Annotated in this window: 18 protein-coding genes and 1 pseudogene; 12 read left to right on the forward strand and 7 right to left on the reverse strand. The window is 40.9% G+C overall.

The features are described from left to right. The first annotated feature begins 761 nt into the window (after positions 1 to 761). The 4 genes from CL181_RS06075 to CL181_RS06085 all read left to right on the forward strand — a co-directional run bounded on the left by CL181_RS06075 (position 762) and on the right by CL181_RS06085 (position 2249). Positions 762 to 1130 carry a hypothetical protein gene (locus CL181_RS06075; RefSeq protein ID WP_097298411.1) on the forward strand — a complete coding sequence of 123 codons (369 nt, stop codon included), beginning with the start codon at positions 762 to 764 and terminating at the stop codon, positions 1128 to 1130. A 6-nt stretch (positions 1131 to 1136) separates the two neighbouring features. Then, positions 1137 to 1430, forward strand: coding sequence for a hypothetical protein (locus CL181_RS06080; RefSeq protein ID WP_097298412.1), 294 nt, complete (start codon positions 1137 to 1139; stop codon positions 1428 to 1430). Between the two features lie 125 nt (positions 1431 to 1555). Further along, positions 1556 to 1702, forward strand: a complete 147-nt coding sequence (locus CL181_RS20185) for a hypothetical protein (RefSeq protein ID WP_176505091.1) — start codon at positions 1556 to 1558, stop codon at positions 1700 to 1702. Between the two features lie 208 nt (positions 1703 to 1910). Beyond that, positions 1911 to 2249, forward strand: coding sequence for a histidine phosphatase family protein (locus CL181_RS06085; RefSeq protein WP_097298413.1), 339 nt, complete (start codon positions 1911 to 1913; stop codon positions 2247 to 2249). Between the two features lie 50 nt (positions 2250 to 2299). On the opposite strand, the gene CL181_RS06090 is transcribed toward CL181_RS06085, so the two are convergent. Then, the gene (locus CL181_RS06090) at positions 2300 to 3730 is read right to left on the reverse strand and encodes an ATP-binding protein (protein ID WP_097298414.1); all 1431 of its coding nucleotides are present in this window, start codon (positions 3728 to 3730) and stop codon (positions 2300 to 2302) included. A gap of 269 nt (positions 3731 to 3999) precedes the next feature. Next, on the reverse strand, positions 4000 to 4167 hold the full coding sequence (locus CL181_RS20190) for a hypothetical protein (RefSeq protein ID WP_176505092.1): 168 nt from the start codon (positions 4165 to 4167) through the stop codon (positions 4000 to 4002). Positions 4168 to 4486: 319 nt separating this feature from the next. Between CL181_RS20190 and CL181_RS06095 the strand changes: the two genes are divergently transcribed. From CL181_RS06095 to CL181_RS21085, 5 genes and pseudogenes are all read left to right on the forward strand, one after another. After that, positions 4487 to 5524 carry a PstS family phosphate ABC transporter substrate-binding protein gene (locus CL181_RS06095; protein ID WP_097298415.1) on the forward strand — a complete coding sequence of 346 codons (1038 nt, stop codon included), beginning with the start codon at positions 4487 to 4489 and terminating at the stop codon, positions 5522 to 5524. 51 nt (positions 5525 to 5575) lie between these two features. Continuing rightward, the gene (gene pstC, locus CL181_RS06100) at positions 5576 to 6469 is read left to right on the forward strand and encodes a phosphate ABC transporter permease subunit PstC (protein WP_097298416.1); all 894 of its coding nucleotides are present in this window, start codon (positions 5576 to 5578) and stop codon (positions 6467 to 6469) included. Continuing rightward, positions 6469 to 7320: a phosphate ABC transporter permease PstA gene (gene pstA, locus CL181_RS06105; protein WP_097298417.1), complete on the forward strand. Its 852-nt coding sequence runs from the start codon at positions 6469 to 6471 to the stop codon at positions 7318 to 7320. Before pstC ends, pstA begins: the two co-directional genes overlap by 1 nt. A gap of 9 nt (positions 7321 to 7329) precedes the next feature. Beyond that, positions 7330 to 8076: pseudogene (gene pstB, locus CL181_RS06110) on the forward strand (phosphate ABC transporter ATP-binding protein PstB); the annotation flags it as partial. Positions 8077 to 8079: 3 nt separating this feature from the next. Beyond that, positions 8080 to 8325, forward strand: a complete 246-nt coding sequence (locus CL181_RS21085; RefSeq protein ID WP_255251452.1) for a sulfurtransferase TusA family protein — start codon at positions 8080 to 8082, stop codon at positions 8323 to 8325. Positions 8326 to 8330: 5 nt separating this feature from the next. Here CL181_RS21085 and CL181_RS06115 read toward each other — a convergent pair whose 3' ends face one another. Next, the gene (locus CL181_RS06115; protein ID WP_097298419.1) at positions 8331 to 8735 is read right to left on the reverse strand and encodes a cyclic nucleotide-binding/CBS domain-containing protein; all 405 of its coding nucleotides are present in this window, start codon (positions 8733 to 8735) and stop codon (positions 8331 to 8333) included. A gap of 129 nt (positions 8736 to 8864) precedes the next feature. Here CL181_RS06115 and CL181_RS06120 point away from each other — a divergent pair, with 129 nt between their 5' ends. Next, positions 8865 to 9671: a hypothetical protein gene (locus tag CL181_RS06120; protein ID WP_097298420.1), complete on the forward strand. Its 807-nt coding sequence runs from the start codon at positions 8865 to 8867 to the stop codon at positions 9669 to 9671. A gap of 49 nt (positions 9672 to 9720) precedes the next feature. Here the strand turns inward: CL181_RS06120 and CL181_RS06125 are convergent, their stop codons facing one another. The 4 genes from CL181_RS06125 to CL181_RS06140 form a co-directional block, all read right to left on the reverse strand. After that, positions 9721 to 10491, reverse strand: a complete 771-nt coding sequence (locus CL181_RS06125; protein WP_097298421.1) for a DUF169 domain-containing protein — start codon at positions 10489 to 10491, stop codon at positions 9721 to 9723. Positions 10492 to 10556: 65 nt separating this feature from the next. After that, the gene (locus tag CL181_RS06130) at positions 10557 to 11261 is read right to left on the reverse strand and encodes a hypothetical protein (protein WP_097298422.1); all 705 of its coding nucleotides are present in this window, start codon (positions 11259 to 11261) and stop codon (positions 10557 to 10559) included. Between the two features lie 39 nt (positions 11262 to 11300). Further along, on the reverse strand, positions 11301 to 11969 hold the full coding sequence (locus CL181_RS06135; protein WP_176505093.1) for an alpha/beta hydrolase: 669 nt from the start codon (positions 11967 to 11969) through the stop codon (positions 11301 to 11303). 111 nt (positions 11970 to 12080) lie between these two features. After that, complete coding sequence (locus tag CL181_RS06140) at positions 12081 to 13538, reverse strand: phenylalanine--tRNA ligase subunit alpha (protein WP_097298424.1); 1458 nt, start codon at positions 13536 to 13538, stop codon at positions 12081 to 12083. Positions 13539 to 13717: 179 nt separating this feature from the next. On the opposite strand from CL181_RS06140, the gene CL181_RS06145 reads away from it, so the two are divergent. Continuing rightward, positions 13718 to 14524 carry a response regulator gene (locus CL181_RS06145; protein WP_097298425.1) on the forward strand — a complete coding sequence of 269 codons (807 nt, stop codon included), beginning with the start codon at positions 13718 to 13720 and terminating at the stop codon, positions 14522 to 14524. Positions 14525 to 14549: 25 nt separating this feature from the next. Beyond that, positions 14550 to 15122, forward strand: coding sequence for a zinc ribbon domain-containing protein (locus tag CL181_RS06150; RefSeq protein WP_097298426.1), 573 nt, complete (start codon positions 14550 to 14552; stop codon positions 15120 to 15122). Positions 15123 to 15141: the final 19 nt, after the last annotated feature.

Genomic DNA, 15141 nt, shown 5'->3' on the forward strand with positions numbered 1-15141 from the left:
TCTCATTAACAAAAGCATCCTGGATGCTTTTGCCTGTTTTTAAATTGTTTTCCCTAAGCCATTTCCTTGCTTGTTCTCGTGTAAATAATTCTGCCATTTCACTCGACTCCTATAATATTTTTTTAGGTTATAGAAGTTTCATCAAAATTCGTTACACTCCCGGATTTTTGTTTTTACTATTGAACTAATTGCTCACTTTGCCCCCAATCCCCCGCGCAGGAACCTGCGCAGATCTTCTTCATCTTCTGATTCTTTGAAATCTGATTCTATTTCTTTCTCTTTACTCTCCATATTTTCACCTTAAAAACAAAAGAAAAAGGAGCAAAATAGATAGGAATATTTCACCCCTTTTCCATTTTCATTATCTCAACAAAGTCTCCTCGATCGTAAATGAACCCGTACCGCAGTCCACGCATGAAACCATCGCAATCCCGCGAATGAAATCAGCGCTTCTTAACTGTATTGGATGTTTGCAATTAGGGCATTTATACCGTTTTATGTTTTCTTTATCAGGGACAAAGTAAATCCCTTCTTTCGTGTTGTGTCATTTTATCACATTGAGTTCAATAATTGTCATATATATTTAAATCTTGTAATCAGGCCATATTTGGTTGATCAATATTGTTCTCAGAAGGAATAAGGCAAATATCTCCCGTTTATACATGAATATATAATATACAAATAAAATAGGAAGTGATATAATATGTCAAACCAAAGAAGGGATCGTTTTTGCCTTTACTGGTAAAAACCTTAATAATGAATTGCAGGACCTGGATGGTTCGCAAGGTATAGCTGAAGGCACAGAGAAAATATCAGTACCGTCATATGAACAATACGCAAAGGGAAAATTAAGACAACAAGAACACCGGAAATTAAGGATCGGACTTGAGAGATTAAATCGTTCTCTCGCATTAATAGAAGGCAGCTGGCAGCGTACGAACAGGCGCAACACGCTATATGAACTTGAAAATATACTGAAAAGGCAGCATGAAATTGAAAATGAAACAGAAAAAATTAAAGATGTATTCCTGCGGGGATATATCCATGAACAGCTGGACAGTATCACATTCGTGAGGCGTAATTTAGCTGAAGAAGTCAAATGGGAAATTGAGGCCAATGTTGAGCAGTAAGGAAATATGAGGAATGAAGATGTGTTTATTCGAAAAACCACTAATTACAGGGTCTGGATAGATGAGACCGGGATCGGACGCATCCGTATCCTGAAAAGGATCAATTTCAAGACCCTCGCTTCCCTTTTCGAAGAACTGCATGGTGAGATTAAGAAGAGAATTAATGAAGGAAAGGTCCATATTGTGTTCTATATATCAAAATCCCTGTATGAAGAAATGTCGGTCAATGCAAAAGATTTCCTTGGCTTTTGCCAATCCTGCATGGGTATCAAGTTCGAACTTGTCTTGATAGGGTTGTAGAACTATAAGCATTGGAACATTTCCAGTAATCCTATTATTATTGCAGCGCCGGAATAATCGCGTCAACATCTGCCTCTTTGTGTGATTATAAATATTCACCAGTATAATCTTCTATTGCGATCAATATGATTGAAAAAATATGCAGCCGAAGAAATATTCCTCCCATAATGAAAACTGGGAACAAAAAACAGGAAAATGATGTTGAATTTGACCAGATAGTCAAATTCCTGAATGCCCAGAAGGCGGTAATGGATTATGCGGGTTTGAATTAACGTAATCTATTCAGACCAGATAATCCAAAACCGTATCAACCGAAAATTAATTGCATATACAAGTATAGTTCTATCATTAGTGATTTCTGGTGTATATGCACATTCAGGCTCGGATGATTCACAATGTTCGGTTCCAACAAAGCTCATTCTCGTGCGCCATGGTCAAACTTCCTGGAATGTGCTGGGTATCTAGGGTAAAGAAGATGATCTGAAGGAAATTGGTGTGGGCATCTACACAGGCTATCTGAATGCTTCAGGGATTCCAAATTCCACGAACCTGCTGGACCCTTCATATGTCACAGGTATATATTTCAAGGGTGAGTCTTTAAACATGGCTTCGGAAAGGTCATGGGACGAACTTACAGATATTGTTGAAGATCATTGCGGTGAAAACGTCGTTATGGTGACTCATGGAGGCATCATCCAGGTTGCCCTGACACACGTCTATGGCCTTCCAGTGACCCAGTATAGGACTTTCACGGTTCCGACAGCCTCCCTCCTGGAGTTTGAACCCAATTCGTCAGTTACAGTGTTATCGGATTGGTAACTTTTACTCTTTTTTTTCACACGGTTTTGTTCTACTCCATGAAAATATGGCTACTTGAAATCCCCTGAGTCCCAGACAAGAAATCCCTTTTTCTGAAGTGATTTCTTCCCTTCTATCTTTCTTGCAAATATCCCGAAGTATTCCTTTCTCGTATCATTTTTCCAATCCACATTCAGGCTCTTTTCCTTTAGCTCAAAAAGTACTTTTTCAGCGGCCTTCTCACTCAGTATCTCCCATTTGCACTCCATAAAAATGATATCCCCGGTATTTTCCTCAAGACCCACTATATCTATTTCATCTACTTTCCTGACTTTATTGACCTCATCCCTGGAATACCCATACCATGTGCCCAATTTAGTAAACGAGAATGGAAGCAGGTCTTTCCTCAGATTTTCTCTTAAAAAATCCATACATACACCTTCAAATGCAAAAGAAACATGCTTCTCAAAATACTTATCAAGTATTTCCTTGAATTTTCCGTAATTGCCTTCTTCAATGTAGCTCCGGTTTGGATAAATGAACCTGAACCAGAAATTAATAAAATTATCCCTTATTTTATAGGTCGTTTTTTTAGACCGCTTAAATTCAGTGACCGGGATTATCTTCTCAATATACTCCAATCTTTCAAGTGTTGACAGGTATCTCGGAAGGCCGGTAGATGGCATCCCGATACGGTTCGCAATATGTGCCTGTTTTGTGTTTCCTGAGGATATTGCTTCAAGGATAGAAAAGTAAGTTGAAGGTTCACGCAGTTCTTCTTTAAGCAGGATCTCACCTTCTTCATACAGCAATTTGCCTTTTCTGGCGATCTGCTCCTGAATATTTTCAAGTGCAGTCTTATCAAGATTAAGTTCAGCCAGATAGAAAGGCACTCCCCCGGTTATCGAAAATATCCTGATGATCTCTTCAATGTTTGAACTTTTCTGGAAAAAATCAATAGTATTCCCAAATAGGAACGGTTTGACTTTCCATTGTCCTGTTCTTCTCCCATAAAGAGGGCTTTTGTAAGCAAGCACTTCACTTTCCATCATGGTAATACTGGAACCGCATAGTACAAGCATTATTTTTGTTTTTGACAGGTATTCATCCCAGTATTTTTGGAAAATAGATGTAACAGCAGGATTGGCGCTCATAAGGAATGGGAATTCATCAATTACCAGGAGAAATCTTTCTTTTTGCGCTTTTTCATATAAGTACATGAACAGTGTGCGCCATTCTGAAAACGGTGATAGCGAAAGAGCAGTATCATTGAAAGTCTCTCCGATCATACCCGAAAGCAGCTTAATCTGTTCTGTTTCATTTCCCTTTGTGCAGAAAAAATATGTGTGCTTTTTCCCTTTCATGAAATGCTGGAGCAGATAGGTCTTCCCGACACGCCTTCTTCCGTATAGGACTATCAACTGGCTTTTATCGCTCTTGTAAGCGTCCTCCAGGAACTCAAGCTCTTCTTGTCTGTTTATGAACTTAAGATTATGCAGCATAACATTATGTTGTAGTGCATAATTAATAAATCTTTGCTTTTTTGGGTATTAGCAGAAAATATTAATTAATATTTTAATCCCGCCGCCCATAATGATCCCTGGTCGCACAGTTATGGTTTCCCACAGGCAGAATGCGCGCGGGGTATGCCCGAGCCGTCGGATTTTTCTCTTAACCGATGACGTATGAATGTTATTTGAGATCACAACAGCAGATTTCCAGATATTGAAAACCTTCTACCGGTTCAAGCTTGATCCAATAGACATCCCTTTTAATTAATTCCATCTTCTGATGTTGTATCCCACTCAAGAGAAATTTCTGTTTCCTCCTTTTTTCTAACCTTATATCCTTCACTCAATTCTTTTATAAGATTGTCTTTATCTTCTCTCTCGAACCACTCCCTGATAGTTTCAGCAATAAAGCTGGATTTGTTTTTCACATTTTTTAATATTTCCGCTGCCAGATAAATATTTCGATAAAATCATAACATTTTTTGCCGCAATCATTCTGTTTTTGTAATCACATTAGCAATTATCGCCTGTTTCTTTGCATTCTTATATATTCCTGCTAATCTGTAGTGGCTTATATCATAAGCAGGTGAATTATAAATGAACTTAAGAAGGAATCGTCTTTGCTGTTATCGGATCTGATGACGGTAATTTAATTGATCGATCTGAAAAACATAATGCGGAATCTCTGCTTATCCGGGATTTCCTGCATAAACAGAAAATAATTTTGAACAATTCGAGGTGGAATTAATGAAAACAAAATTTATAATAATAATTTTAATTACAATTTTAACAGGCGCATTATTATCAGGCTGCGTCGATAATGCAAAGACTGAAGGTCAGACCACGCCTACTGCCGCTGTCACTACAACACCGGCATCTGGCGCCACAGGTGTCCAGACCGCAGTAAGCACAAAGGAACCTGAAGGGACAATCCGCATTTCCGGGGCATTTGCACTATATCCCATGGTTGTTAAATGGAGCGATGAATACAAGAAACTGCATCCGAAGGTGAACTTTGACATAGGCTCCGGCGGCGCAGGCAAGGGCATGACCGATACTCTTGGAGGTCTTGTTGATATTGGCATGGTCTCAAGAGCGATCACACCTGCCGAAGAGGAAAAAGGCGCATACTGGGTAGCTGTGACAAAAGATGCTGTGGTACCCACAGCCAATAAAAACAATCCTGTGCTTACAACGCTCAAAACAAACGGAATAAAAAGAGAGATATTTGAAAAGATGTTCATCAATGCATCCATATCAACATGGGGTGAGGCAGCAGGAACAAATGCAGCCGATAAGCTAAACGTGTACACGCGGTCGGATGCCTGCGGTGCAGGCGAAGCCTGGGCACTTTACCTTGGTAATTACAAACAGGAAAAACTCAAAGGGCTGGGCGTGAACGGTGATCCCGGAATTGCCGAAGCAGTGAGGAAGGACAAACTTGGGATCGGTTATAACAACATAAATTTTGCATACGATGTAAATACCAGGAAGCCTGTAGATGGTATAGAAATAATACCTGTTGATGTGAACGGGAATGGCAAGATAGATCCTGAAGAGAACTTCTACGGAACTCTGGACGAACTCACCAATGCGATCAGTACTGGCAAGTATCCGGAACCACCTGCAAAAGACCTTCACTATGTCACAAGAGGCAAGCCCACAGGTATTGTACAGGATTTCATCAAATGGACCCTTACTGACGGACAGAAGTATATTCCAGAATCAGGATATGTAGCATTGTCCAGTGAAAAGATCGATGCAGGTCTAAAGAAAGTTGAATGATCTGGATAATACAAAAGCGTTTATTACTTTGAAATGTGAGTAAGCAGCACCATGAACACAAGAAGATTAAAAGACGTACTTTCAAGCAGGCTAATGCTTGCTGCGGCTGTATTTGCCTGCTTGTTGTTATTCTTCATGGTAGCCGGTCTTTTTTTCAGGGCAAGTCCGATATTGTTAACAGTTCCGATATCTGACCTCCTGTTCTCAATAGAATGGAGTCCATTTGAAGGAAAATTCGGGTTCTACCCATTTATCATGGGAACATTATGGGTAACAGTTCTTGCGACTGTAATAGCAATTCCCGTCAGCCTCTTAAGTTCCATATACCTTTCAGAATACGCAAGTAATGGTCTCAGGGAAATGGTTATGCCGCTTGTAGACCTGCTCGCAGGCATACCCTCTGTGGTGTATGGTCTCTTTGGCGTCCTTGCAGTCGTACCTTTCATTAATGATACCCTTGCTCCTGCCATGGGCGCGGAAACAATAGGGGGATACAGCATCCTTGCAGGAGGGATCGTGCTTTCCATTATGGTTTTCCCAATCATCATATCGGTTACAGGCGAGGTCATGAGAAGCGTATCAGGGGAACTAAGGGAAGTTTCCCTGTCTCTTGGAGCTACAAAATGGCAGACCATAAAACATGTGGTCCTTCGAAAAGCAAGACCCGGGATCATCGCCGCTATCGTTCTGGGTTTTTCACGGGCATTCGGAGAGACCATGGCAGTACTGATGGTCGTGGGGAATGTGGCAAAAGTACCATCATCAATTTTTGATCCCGCATATCCTTTGCCTGCCCTGATTGCCAATACCTATGGAGAAATGATGTCAATTGATCTCTACGATTCCGCCATCCTTCTTGCAGCTCTTATACTTCTGCTCGTAGTCCTGATATGCAATGTAATTGCAAGAATGATTCTTGTGAGGATAGAACGGGGTATTATATAATGGAATTCAGAAGGATTGAAGAATCAATTTTTAAGGCATTGATGATCTTATCTCTTGTATTTGTGGTTGGAAGTCTTCTTTTTGTTGTCGGTGTGATCCTGTGGAGAGGGCTGCCAGTGTTGAGTTTTGATATGGTCACAAAGACCGGTGAGGGTGGATATTTACTGGGGAAAGGCGGAGGGATACTGAATGCCATCATTGGTTCGCTTTATCTTGCGGCTGGCGGTACTATACTGGCATTTTTCCTCAGTATCGCAATCGCCTTCTATCTGCAGAAAGAATATTCCGGAGGTACAAGACTATCAGGCCTGACAAGGCTCTCACTGGATATCCTCTGGGGCACACCCTCTATTGTTTACGGGGCATTCGGATATATTGTGTTGATATATTTTCATATCAGGGCATCCCTGCTTGGAGGTATAATTGTTCTTGCACTTCTGGAGATCCCCATAATGACAAGAGCAATGGAAGAGGTTCTAAAGATGGTGCCAGGTGACCTGAAGGAGACGGCATATTCACTTGGAGCCACAAGGTTTGAGACCACATTGAAAGTTGTGGGAAAACAGGCCCTTCCGGGATTATTGACAGGCGTACTGATGGCTTTCGGAAGGGGGATCGGGGATGCAGCATCGATACTCTTCACGGCAGGATATACGGACCGCATCCCAGGAAGTCTATTCGATGCCACTGCATCTCTCCCAATAGCGATATTTTCCCAGCTCAGTACGCCTTTACCACAGGTGCAGCAGAAAGCATACGCATCAGCAGTAATACTTCTGATCATCGTCCTTGCCATCAGTATAATTACAAGACTTCTTGCAAAAAAATATACCAGGTTCATAATAAAATAGGTAGACAAAATGACAGAAACCCAGATCAGCATTCAGAATCTTAACGTAACTTACAACGGAAATCGTGCACTAAAGAACATTTCTGTGGAAATACCAAAAAAACAGATAACTGCCATCATTGGTCCCTCAGGTTGCGGTAAATCCACGATGCTAAAGTGCATGAACAGGCTCATAGATATGACGGATAATGTTACTTTTTCAGGAAAGATCATTATCGATAACGAGGATGTCTTTGATAAAAAAACAGATATCATTAACATCAGGAAAAAACTTGGTTTGCTGGCACAGAAGCCAACACCTCTTCCAATGTCAATATATGAGAATGTAGCTTTCGGCCCGAGAATCCATGGGGTAAAGAAAAAGCCTGTGCTTGATGAGACCGTACAGAGGTGCCTGACAATTACCGGTTTATGGGAAGAAGTGAAGGATAGATTGAATTCTCCAGCCTCTCAACTCTCTATTGGCCAGCAGCAGAGGTTGTGCCTTGCGCGCGGTCTTGCTGTTGAGCCTGAAATTATTCTTTGCGATGAGCCTACATCTGCCCTTGACCCGGTCTCGTCGCAGCATATTGAGCAGCAGCTTTTGAAACTCAAGAAGGATTATACTATCGTGATAGTAACCCACAATATCCACCAGGCAATGAGGCTTGCTGATTATGTAATTCACCTTTACCTGGGTGAGCTTGTGGAACATGGACCCGCAAACGATGTGTTTGAGAACCCGAAGGAAGAAAGGACCAGGGCTTATATTAACGGGACTATGCTTTCTGACCTGAAAATTGATAAAGAGGTCGATCTTAAAGGAAATATATGCCCATATAATTTTGTCCTGGCAAAACAGGCGCTGCATGAGCTCTCAAAGGGAAATGTCCTTAAGCTGGTCGTGGATGATCCCCTGGCGGTCACAGAGGTCCCAAGAGGTATGGAAGCGGACGGGCATAAGATAATGAGCGTGAAACAGATAAATAAAACGGATTGGGAGATAGTGATACAGAAGAAGGAATGAGTAGATCATTCTCTTGCAGCTTCTCTTACTATGTCGCTCGCGCTCAGTATCCCGATAGGCCTGTGGGATGCTCCTACTCCTCCCTCTGAAAAAACAAGTAGCCTGTGAATATGCTTTTTTCCCATGATACCTGCCGCTTCGGTCAATGTGGATGTTGGTTTTACGAATTCCAGATTGTGGGTCATGATATTTTCGGCAGTCATTTTCTCCCAGTTACCTTTTCCAATGACTTTCAGTATGTCCGTATCAGATATGACACCCATCGCTTCACCAACACTGTCTGTTACTACAACGGATGATATCCTTTTTCGGCTAAGTAAATCTGCAATATGCTTTATGGGGGCATTCATCGGGACTGTTACAACATCCCGTGTCATTATATCTCTTGATAATCTATTTTCAAATCTCATTTTTTTATTCCTTCTTCGACATTTAACTCTTATCGTTCCTTTGATATATAATTAATTGAGATGATTAATAATAATTAATGATTAAAAAACAAATAGTTTTATCTATAACGTATTTGATTTTAGAGTGAGATGGTGCAGTCAAAATCAATTATATTCATAACGGTCATCTGGCTGGCAGTTATTTTATCCGGATGTGTTGAAGAAAAAAATATTACAGCAGTTCCAACACCTGCTACCCCGGTGATAACTACAACTGTAACTGTTACAGCTACATCTACACCATCCGTTATTGTTCCGGAAGTTACTCCCACAGGCAATGGAACGCAGATAAAATTAGATAGCAGAAGAGGATTCATCCCGGATATCCAGACGGTCAGAGCAGGCGACGAGGTTGTCTGGGATAATTTTGATACAGTTACTGTTACGCTTATGAGTAACGATGGACTTTTTGATGCTAAATCATTAGCATATTACCAGCGGTATGGATATATATTTAACAAACCCGGAACTTATACATTCTCTCTTGAAAATAGGAATCTAAATGGCACTATTATCGTAATACCTCAGGGAAGCCCAACACCTGCGCCATCGATTATGCCACCTGAAAAAACGCTATTCACTACCCTGTATGTAACAGCACGAATGGAAACACTGAGTAATTGGAGTTCAGGGAACGAAATAAAATACGGGCTTAACTCGTTTAAGGTTGATATCTTAAATCAACAAAATGATCCACTCTCAATAAAAGCACAGATTATCAGCGGAGACCAGATCCTTGAGGAGAAATCATTTGTTCTTGAAAAACTCGGTTCACGTGTTGAATTTTCGAATGAGAAAGGTCATTTTGTTAATAGTACTAATGTAACTTTAAGGTTGTTAACCCAGGGTTATCCGCCAATTGAGTATCCTTTTATAGCAGTAGATCAACTCAATTAGATCATGGTTTCAAACAACTTTATGATTTCAAACAACTGAGCTGCAATTCTCACGTATAATATCTTTTCCCGGCAGAACTAATCCTCTTCTGTACATTTTTCCATGACTCCGTTATCAGGAAACTTTCTTCCATATTCCCGACCATTCTCTCAAACTTATTCATGGGAACCGCAAATGTCAGTTCATCAGCGGAAACATAGGGACGTGCTGAAACATCGAACATCCCGATAATTCCTTTCGAGCTGTCTGAATCCTTTTCAAGATAAGGGTTCTGGACAATAGAAGCGCATCCTGAGCTAAATGGTGCAATGACCCCATTGGGCCCGGATTCATCAAAGCCGCATAGAGTAAAAAGCCCTGACATGACATCAGGTCTGGCAAAAAAGATCACCACATCCGGATTATCCGATTCTTCAAGCATATCCCATCTTTTAAAAACAATATATTTTGCAGGCGCCTTGAAAACAGGCTGCTTTTTCATCAGTTCCTTTACAAGTTCGGGGGATTTCTTGTACCGTTCACCTTCCATTTGCCCGGGAATGCCGCATGAGAGGAAATATTCGAAGTTTGGTCTTATCGTTTCAGCAAAACCAAGATATCTTTTTCCCCCGAAGCATCCAATGGATCCGACATCAAAGCAATAAGATTCACCTCTTCTTACATTCTGCAATGCACCAATAATGCATCTTGGGACAGTACCGGGTTTAGCGGGCTGGGCATGACCCTCTTCATCGGTATAATAAAATGCCATGGGTAGTTCTGCGTTATTGAAATATTTTTTCCAGAGTTGAATGAAGTTATTTTTGAATTCCATATCCATGAATTATTTCTCCTATCAGTACTTCTCTATCTGTACTTAATTTCAATGATGTCCTTCATATTTCTTTATTTCGATTGCTTTACCTTGAACAATCTGAATATTCCTATAACTGCTATTGTTATTAACACAGCTATCACGGAACGGTAAACAACCGCAGGTATCCCAAATACAGGATTTACAATTAAGCCTGCAAAAATCGCATATAAGGCAAATCCAATGCCTGCAAACATGAATTTTCTCCCGGCAATCTCACCCGCAATGGTTTTCATCTTTCCTGAGAGATCAAAAAATGCATATGATGTAACAGCTGCACCAATTAATCCCAGACTGTAACGCTGCGCCAGGTCGGCTGCTTTATAATTTATACCTGTATCCTGGTTTGTAAAATCAAGTCCTGTAAAAACCAGCAACCAGATATACATCAGAAATGCTCCGTAAGGTATTCCGCGAAGCCATCTGCGCTCTTCAATTCCTGCTGAGATTATATTCAATCCAAAGGCAAAGAGCGCTGCAAATGAACTCAAGACGAGTAACAACTTGACCATATCAAAAATCCAGGACGGCTGCCATGCCAGGAATCTGGGAATATCCGAATATTCGGCAAGACCATGAAGAAGCCCGAAAGCAGCCAGGTATTTAAAATCGTCCATGATCTCTATATGGCTTACCCTTTTTTTCCACAATGCCAATGCAGCAAACATTATAAGAAAACTTGTTCCGTATATTAAATATACTGCAAGCTTGACCGTGTTGTCATTCCAATCAACCATAGTTTATTCTCCTTGAACCATCAGGTTATATTAGGAGAATCAATATTTATATATTTTGTTTGTTGTCCATTCCAATAATTTATCGATCAGGTCAGGTTCTTGAATGAACATGTTGGTGCCATGTGAATTTCCCTGTCTGATATTTAATTCCTTATCACCCGGAAAAATCTTAAATAATTCCCTGCTGCTTTGTGCAGCATTTGTTGCATCCATTTCGCTTGTCAGGATATAGACCGGGCCGGAATAATGAGGAGCAAGTTGAGCCGCCTGTATTCCCCTGTAATTGAGGCCGGGTGATAACAGGATAAGGAGCAAAACGTCTTTATCGATGGATGCCTGCCACAGGGCCAGGTTCGCGCCAATGCTTGCTCCTGCAATTGCCATTCCGGATATGTCCACACCCTGGCCTTTCAGGAATTCCTTTGCAGCAGCAATGTCCTTCATGGATTCCCTGTGTTCGCTATCTTTGAATTCCTTATAATCTAATCTCGTTCCATTCTTATCTGTACTCCTGCCATGCCCGCGCAGATCGATCGCAAGAGCAGCAAAACCTTTTTCCTGGAGGCGGGCTGCAAATTCGTTCCAGCTTTCTTTAGTGGCTGGCATCATATGCAATAATAGAAAAACCGGTGCATGTTCTTTTTTTGGTTTGAAATAGTTGCCTGAAATTTTCACTCCGTCTTCTGTAATAAATGTGATTTCTTCCATTTTCATCACTCCATTGTATTAGATTGACAATTCAATTTATATGTTTATCCTTAATTATCAGTATGAAGAAATTATATACCATTGTATCATGCTAAAAATAAAAATATAAAATCAAACAACCGTACTCTTCCTCAACCAGTCGATATCGCTCTGGTACAACTCCCTTAGATCCTTCAATCCCAGGCGCAGCATCGCAACGCGGCTTACTCCGAGGCCCCATGCAAGCACAGGCTGCTTGATACCCAGGGGCAGCGTCACTTCTTTCCTGAATACCCCGGCGCCGCCAAGTTCAACCCATTTTCCCCTGCTTTCGATATACACTTCAGGCTCAACGCTTGGTTCTGTGTATGGGAAATATCCGGGCCTGAACCGGACTTCGTCAAAACCCATCCTGTGATAGAACTCGGTCAGGCAGCCAAGCAGGTTCTTGAAACTCACTCCTTTATCCATGACCACGCCCTCAAGCTGTTCAAATTCAGGCGTATGTGTCGGATCAATGGCCTCGCGCCTGTATGCCCTGTCTATGCAGAAAGCTTTTACAGCCGTGTCGGGATGATCTGCAAGATATTTTATCGTGACTGCTGTTGTGTGAGTACGAAGCACCTGTTTTCTGGCTACGTCTTCACTCCATTTGCCTCCCCATCCGCGTGATATGCCGCCGCCGTTTTCATGCATTTCCTTAACTGGTTTGATATATTCTTCGGGCAGGTCGCATTCGGTAGCAAGATGGAAAGTATCCTGCATCTCCCGCGCAGGATGCTCCTGGGGCTGGAAGAGTGCATCGAAATTCCAGAATGAGCTCTGGACAATGTCGCCTTTTATTTCTGTAAACCCCATCTCAAGGAAAATCTGCCGCATTTCATTTATAAGGCGCTGGTATGGATGGATTTTTGCACCGTATATCGGTTTAATCGGGGTATGGATATCATAAGGGCGGATACGCGCGTTTTTCCAGGAGCCGCTTGTGATTATCGTGGGTGTAAGCTGTACAATTTCCTCTTCGATGGTCAAACCTTTTGCTGCAATGGCTTTTCCTGCGGATGTGATTATTATTATCCTGCTTTTTTTCTCTGTTTTTTCAACAAGATTACGTTTGATCAGGTCCTTCACGGCCTCGCCGATATCTGAAAGCGGGCCTTTCCTGAGTTTTGTGAGGATATTTTCATCTTCACCCACTTCGGCTTTTTCCACAGGGATGATCCTGTCGCCTTCAATTTTTACCCAGTTCTTCTTCCGGAGCCAGCCAAGCGCGATCCCGACCATCTGCGGCGGGAATTTCTTTTTTAATTCTGAAAGCGAAAGCGGCTCCTTTAGCGAATTCATGACCTGGCGCTCCGGAAGCGAAATTTGTGCATACTGTTCCCCTTCTTTTGTAAGGTTGTATGTTGTGGTGACTGTTTCTTTTATCTCGCACAGGCCTTTTTCAGCCAGCATGAATGCGGATTGCATGGAAGCCTCAGTGCTTAATTCCGAGGCAGCGGCAAGGTCTTCAGGTGAAAATCTGTCTTTTTTTGAAAGTGCCAGCAAAACACGTTTTTCATTATTTGTGAGATTGATAGTGAGTGTCATGATATGGCATCAGAATGAACAGCAGGATATTTAATCATTTTGAGAAGACTTGAACAACTGAATCACGTATAATATAATATTCACACCTTTATCACAAATCCATTTATAAACTCATTAAATCAAAATGTATAATAATATTTAAACGGAGTATTTTAAAGTAATTTCTATTGGTGAATAAAATGACAGAGGAAATAAAGATCCTGATCGTTGAAGATAATGCAATTATTGCCATAGATTTACAAAATACGTTAATAAAGTTAGGATATACTGTCCCTGCAGTGGTATCCTCTGGAGAAGAAGCCATCAATAAGGTAAAAGAAAATAATCCGGACCTGGTACTGATGGATATAAACCTGTATGGAGAAATGGATGGAGTTGAGGCTGCGTCAAAAATACATACTTTTAGTGATACTCCTATCATATATCTCACTGCATATACAGATGAGAAAACTTTAGAAAGGGCAAAAATTACTGAAGCTTATGCCTATATTTTAAAACCATTTAACGAAAGGGAACTCCAGATAAATATTGAAATTGCTTTCTATAAGAATAGGATGGAAAAGGAGTTAAAAGATAGCAGAAAATGGCTTCATGCTGCGCTTTATAGTATCGGGGATGCTGTGATCGCCACTGATAGTGAAGGAATAATAAAACTCTTTAATCCTTTTGCCCAGGCACTCACTGGCTGGAAGGAGGAAGAGGCGTTAAATATGCCTCTTGGAACAATATTCAACATAATTAATGGAGATACAGGAGAAAAAGTCGAGGATCCAAAAGCAAAGGCTATCAGAGAAGGAACTTTCTATGGTTTGGCTTGCAATACTATATTGATTGGAAAGGATGGATGGAATATACCCGTAGATGTTATCGGTTCTCCTATTAAAGATGATAGAAATAATGCTATTGGAGTAATATTAACTTTCATGACAGTAACGAATCCGAACCATTTCTATAAAGCTTCCAGTCTTTTAGATCCAGCTAAATAAACCCGGGAGGAGATTACCTAATAATATGGGCAAGATTCTATCCGAAGAAGAAAGGCAGCATTTGCTTGATAAGCTGAATAGCAAAATGGTTGCCACGCGTTTCATGGCCCTGAAATCCATTACTTTTTCGATAAACCAGAACCAAATAGATTTTTCAAGAATGGATATGGAAATACCGGAATTCACCAGGAACCTGGTAAAAATAATAGAACTGCTCGCAAAAAATGACCCTCAGGAAATGGTTAAACGTGAAGCAGGTGTCTGCATTGAGATATTTAAGAAAAGAATCAATCCTGTAACAATGCAGGATTTGCCAAAATGTACTTCATGTGGTGAAAACGCGATGATTATATCTCATTTTTGTACAAACTGCGGAGTGGGCCTGAGAGGTCAAAAATGGGTTTCTACTTATAAATTATGTGAAAAATGCAAATATCCCATTGAGCCCGGATGGAATAATTGTTCATTCTGTGGTAATCAGTTGATCAGGAAAGTAGAAACTGTAAAAATTTGCCAGTTCTGCAAGAAAAATGTAGATCCAAGCTGGTTAATGTGTCCTTTTTGCGGCTCCAGGTTGAAAATTATTGCGGGTTTATAACATTAAAACTCTCTTGATA

It is taken from the genome of Candidatus Methanoperedens sp. BLZ2 (assembly GCF_002487355.1).
Classification (GTDB): Archaea; Halobacteriota; Methanosarcinia; order Methanosarcinales; family Methanoperedenaceae; genus Methanoperedens.

Bases quoted from the DNA above. Each gene is read 5' to 3' on its own strand.
- CL181_RS06080 (WP_097298412.1), top strand. From the start codon at position 1,137: ATGAGGAATGAAGATGTGTTTATTCGAAAAACCACTAATTACAGGGTC.
- CL181_RS20185 (WP_176505091.1), top strand. From the start codon at position 1,556: ATGATTGAAAAAATATGCAGCCGAAGAAATATTCCTCCCATAATGAAA.
- CL181_RS06090 (WP_097298414.1), bottom strand. From the start codon at position 3,730: ATGCTGCATAATCTTAAGTTCATAAACAGACAAGAAGAGCTTGAGTTC.
- CL181_RS06095 (WP_097298415.1), top strand. From the start codon at position 4,487: ATGAAAACAAAATTTATAATAATAATTTTAATTACAATTTTAACAGGC.
- pstC (WP_097298416.1), top strand. From the start codon at position 5,576: ATGAACACAAGAAGATTAAAAGACGTACTTTCAAGCAGGCTAATGCTT.
- pstA (WP_097298417.1), top strand. From the start codon at position 6,469: ATGGAATTCAGAAGGATTGAAGAATCAATTTTTAAGGCATTGATGATC.
- CL181_RS21085 (WP_255251452.1), top strand. From the start codon at position 8,080: ATGCTTTCTGACCTGAAAATTGATAAAGAGGTCGATCTTAAAGGAAAT.
- CL181_RS06115 (WP_097298419.1), bottom strand. From the start codon at position 8,735: ATGAGATTTGAAAATAGATTATCAAGAGATATAATGACACGGGATGTT.
- CL181_RS06120 (WP_097298420.1), top strand. From the start codon at position 8,865: ATGGTGCAGTCAAAATCAATTATATTCATAACGGTCATCTGGCTGGCA.
- CL181_RS06125 (WP_097298421.1), bottom strand. From the start codon at position 10,491: ATGGATATGGAATTCAAAAATAACTTCATTCAACTCTGGAAAAAATAT.
- CL181_RS06130 (WP_097298422.1), bottom strand. From the start codon at position 11,261: ATGGTTGATTGGAATGACAACACGGTCAAGCTTGCAGTATATTTAATA.
- CL181_RS06135 (WP_176505093.1), bottom strand. From the start codon at position 11,969: ATGGAAGAAATCACATTTATTACAGAAGACGGAGTGAAAATTTCAGGC.
- CL181_RS06140 (WP_097298424.1), bottom strand. From the start codon at position 13,538: ATGACACTCACTATCAATCTCACAAATAATGAAAAACGTGTTTTGCTG.
- CL181_RS06145 (WP_097298425.1), top strand. From the start codon at position 13,718: ATGACAGAGGAAATAAAGATCCTGATCGTTGAAGATAATGCAATTATT.
- CL181_RS06150 (WP_097298426.1), top strand. From the start codon at position 14,550: ATGGGCAAGATTCTATCCGAAGAAGAAAGGCAGCATTTGCTTGATAAG.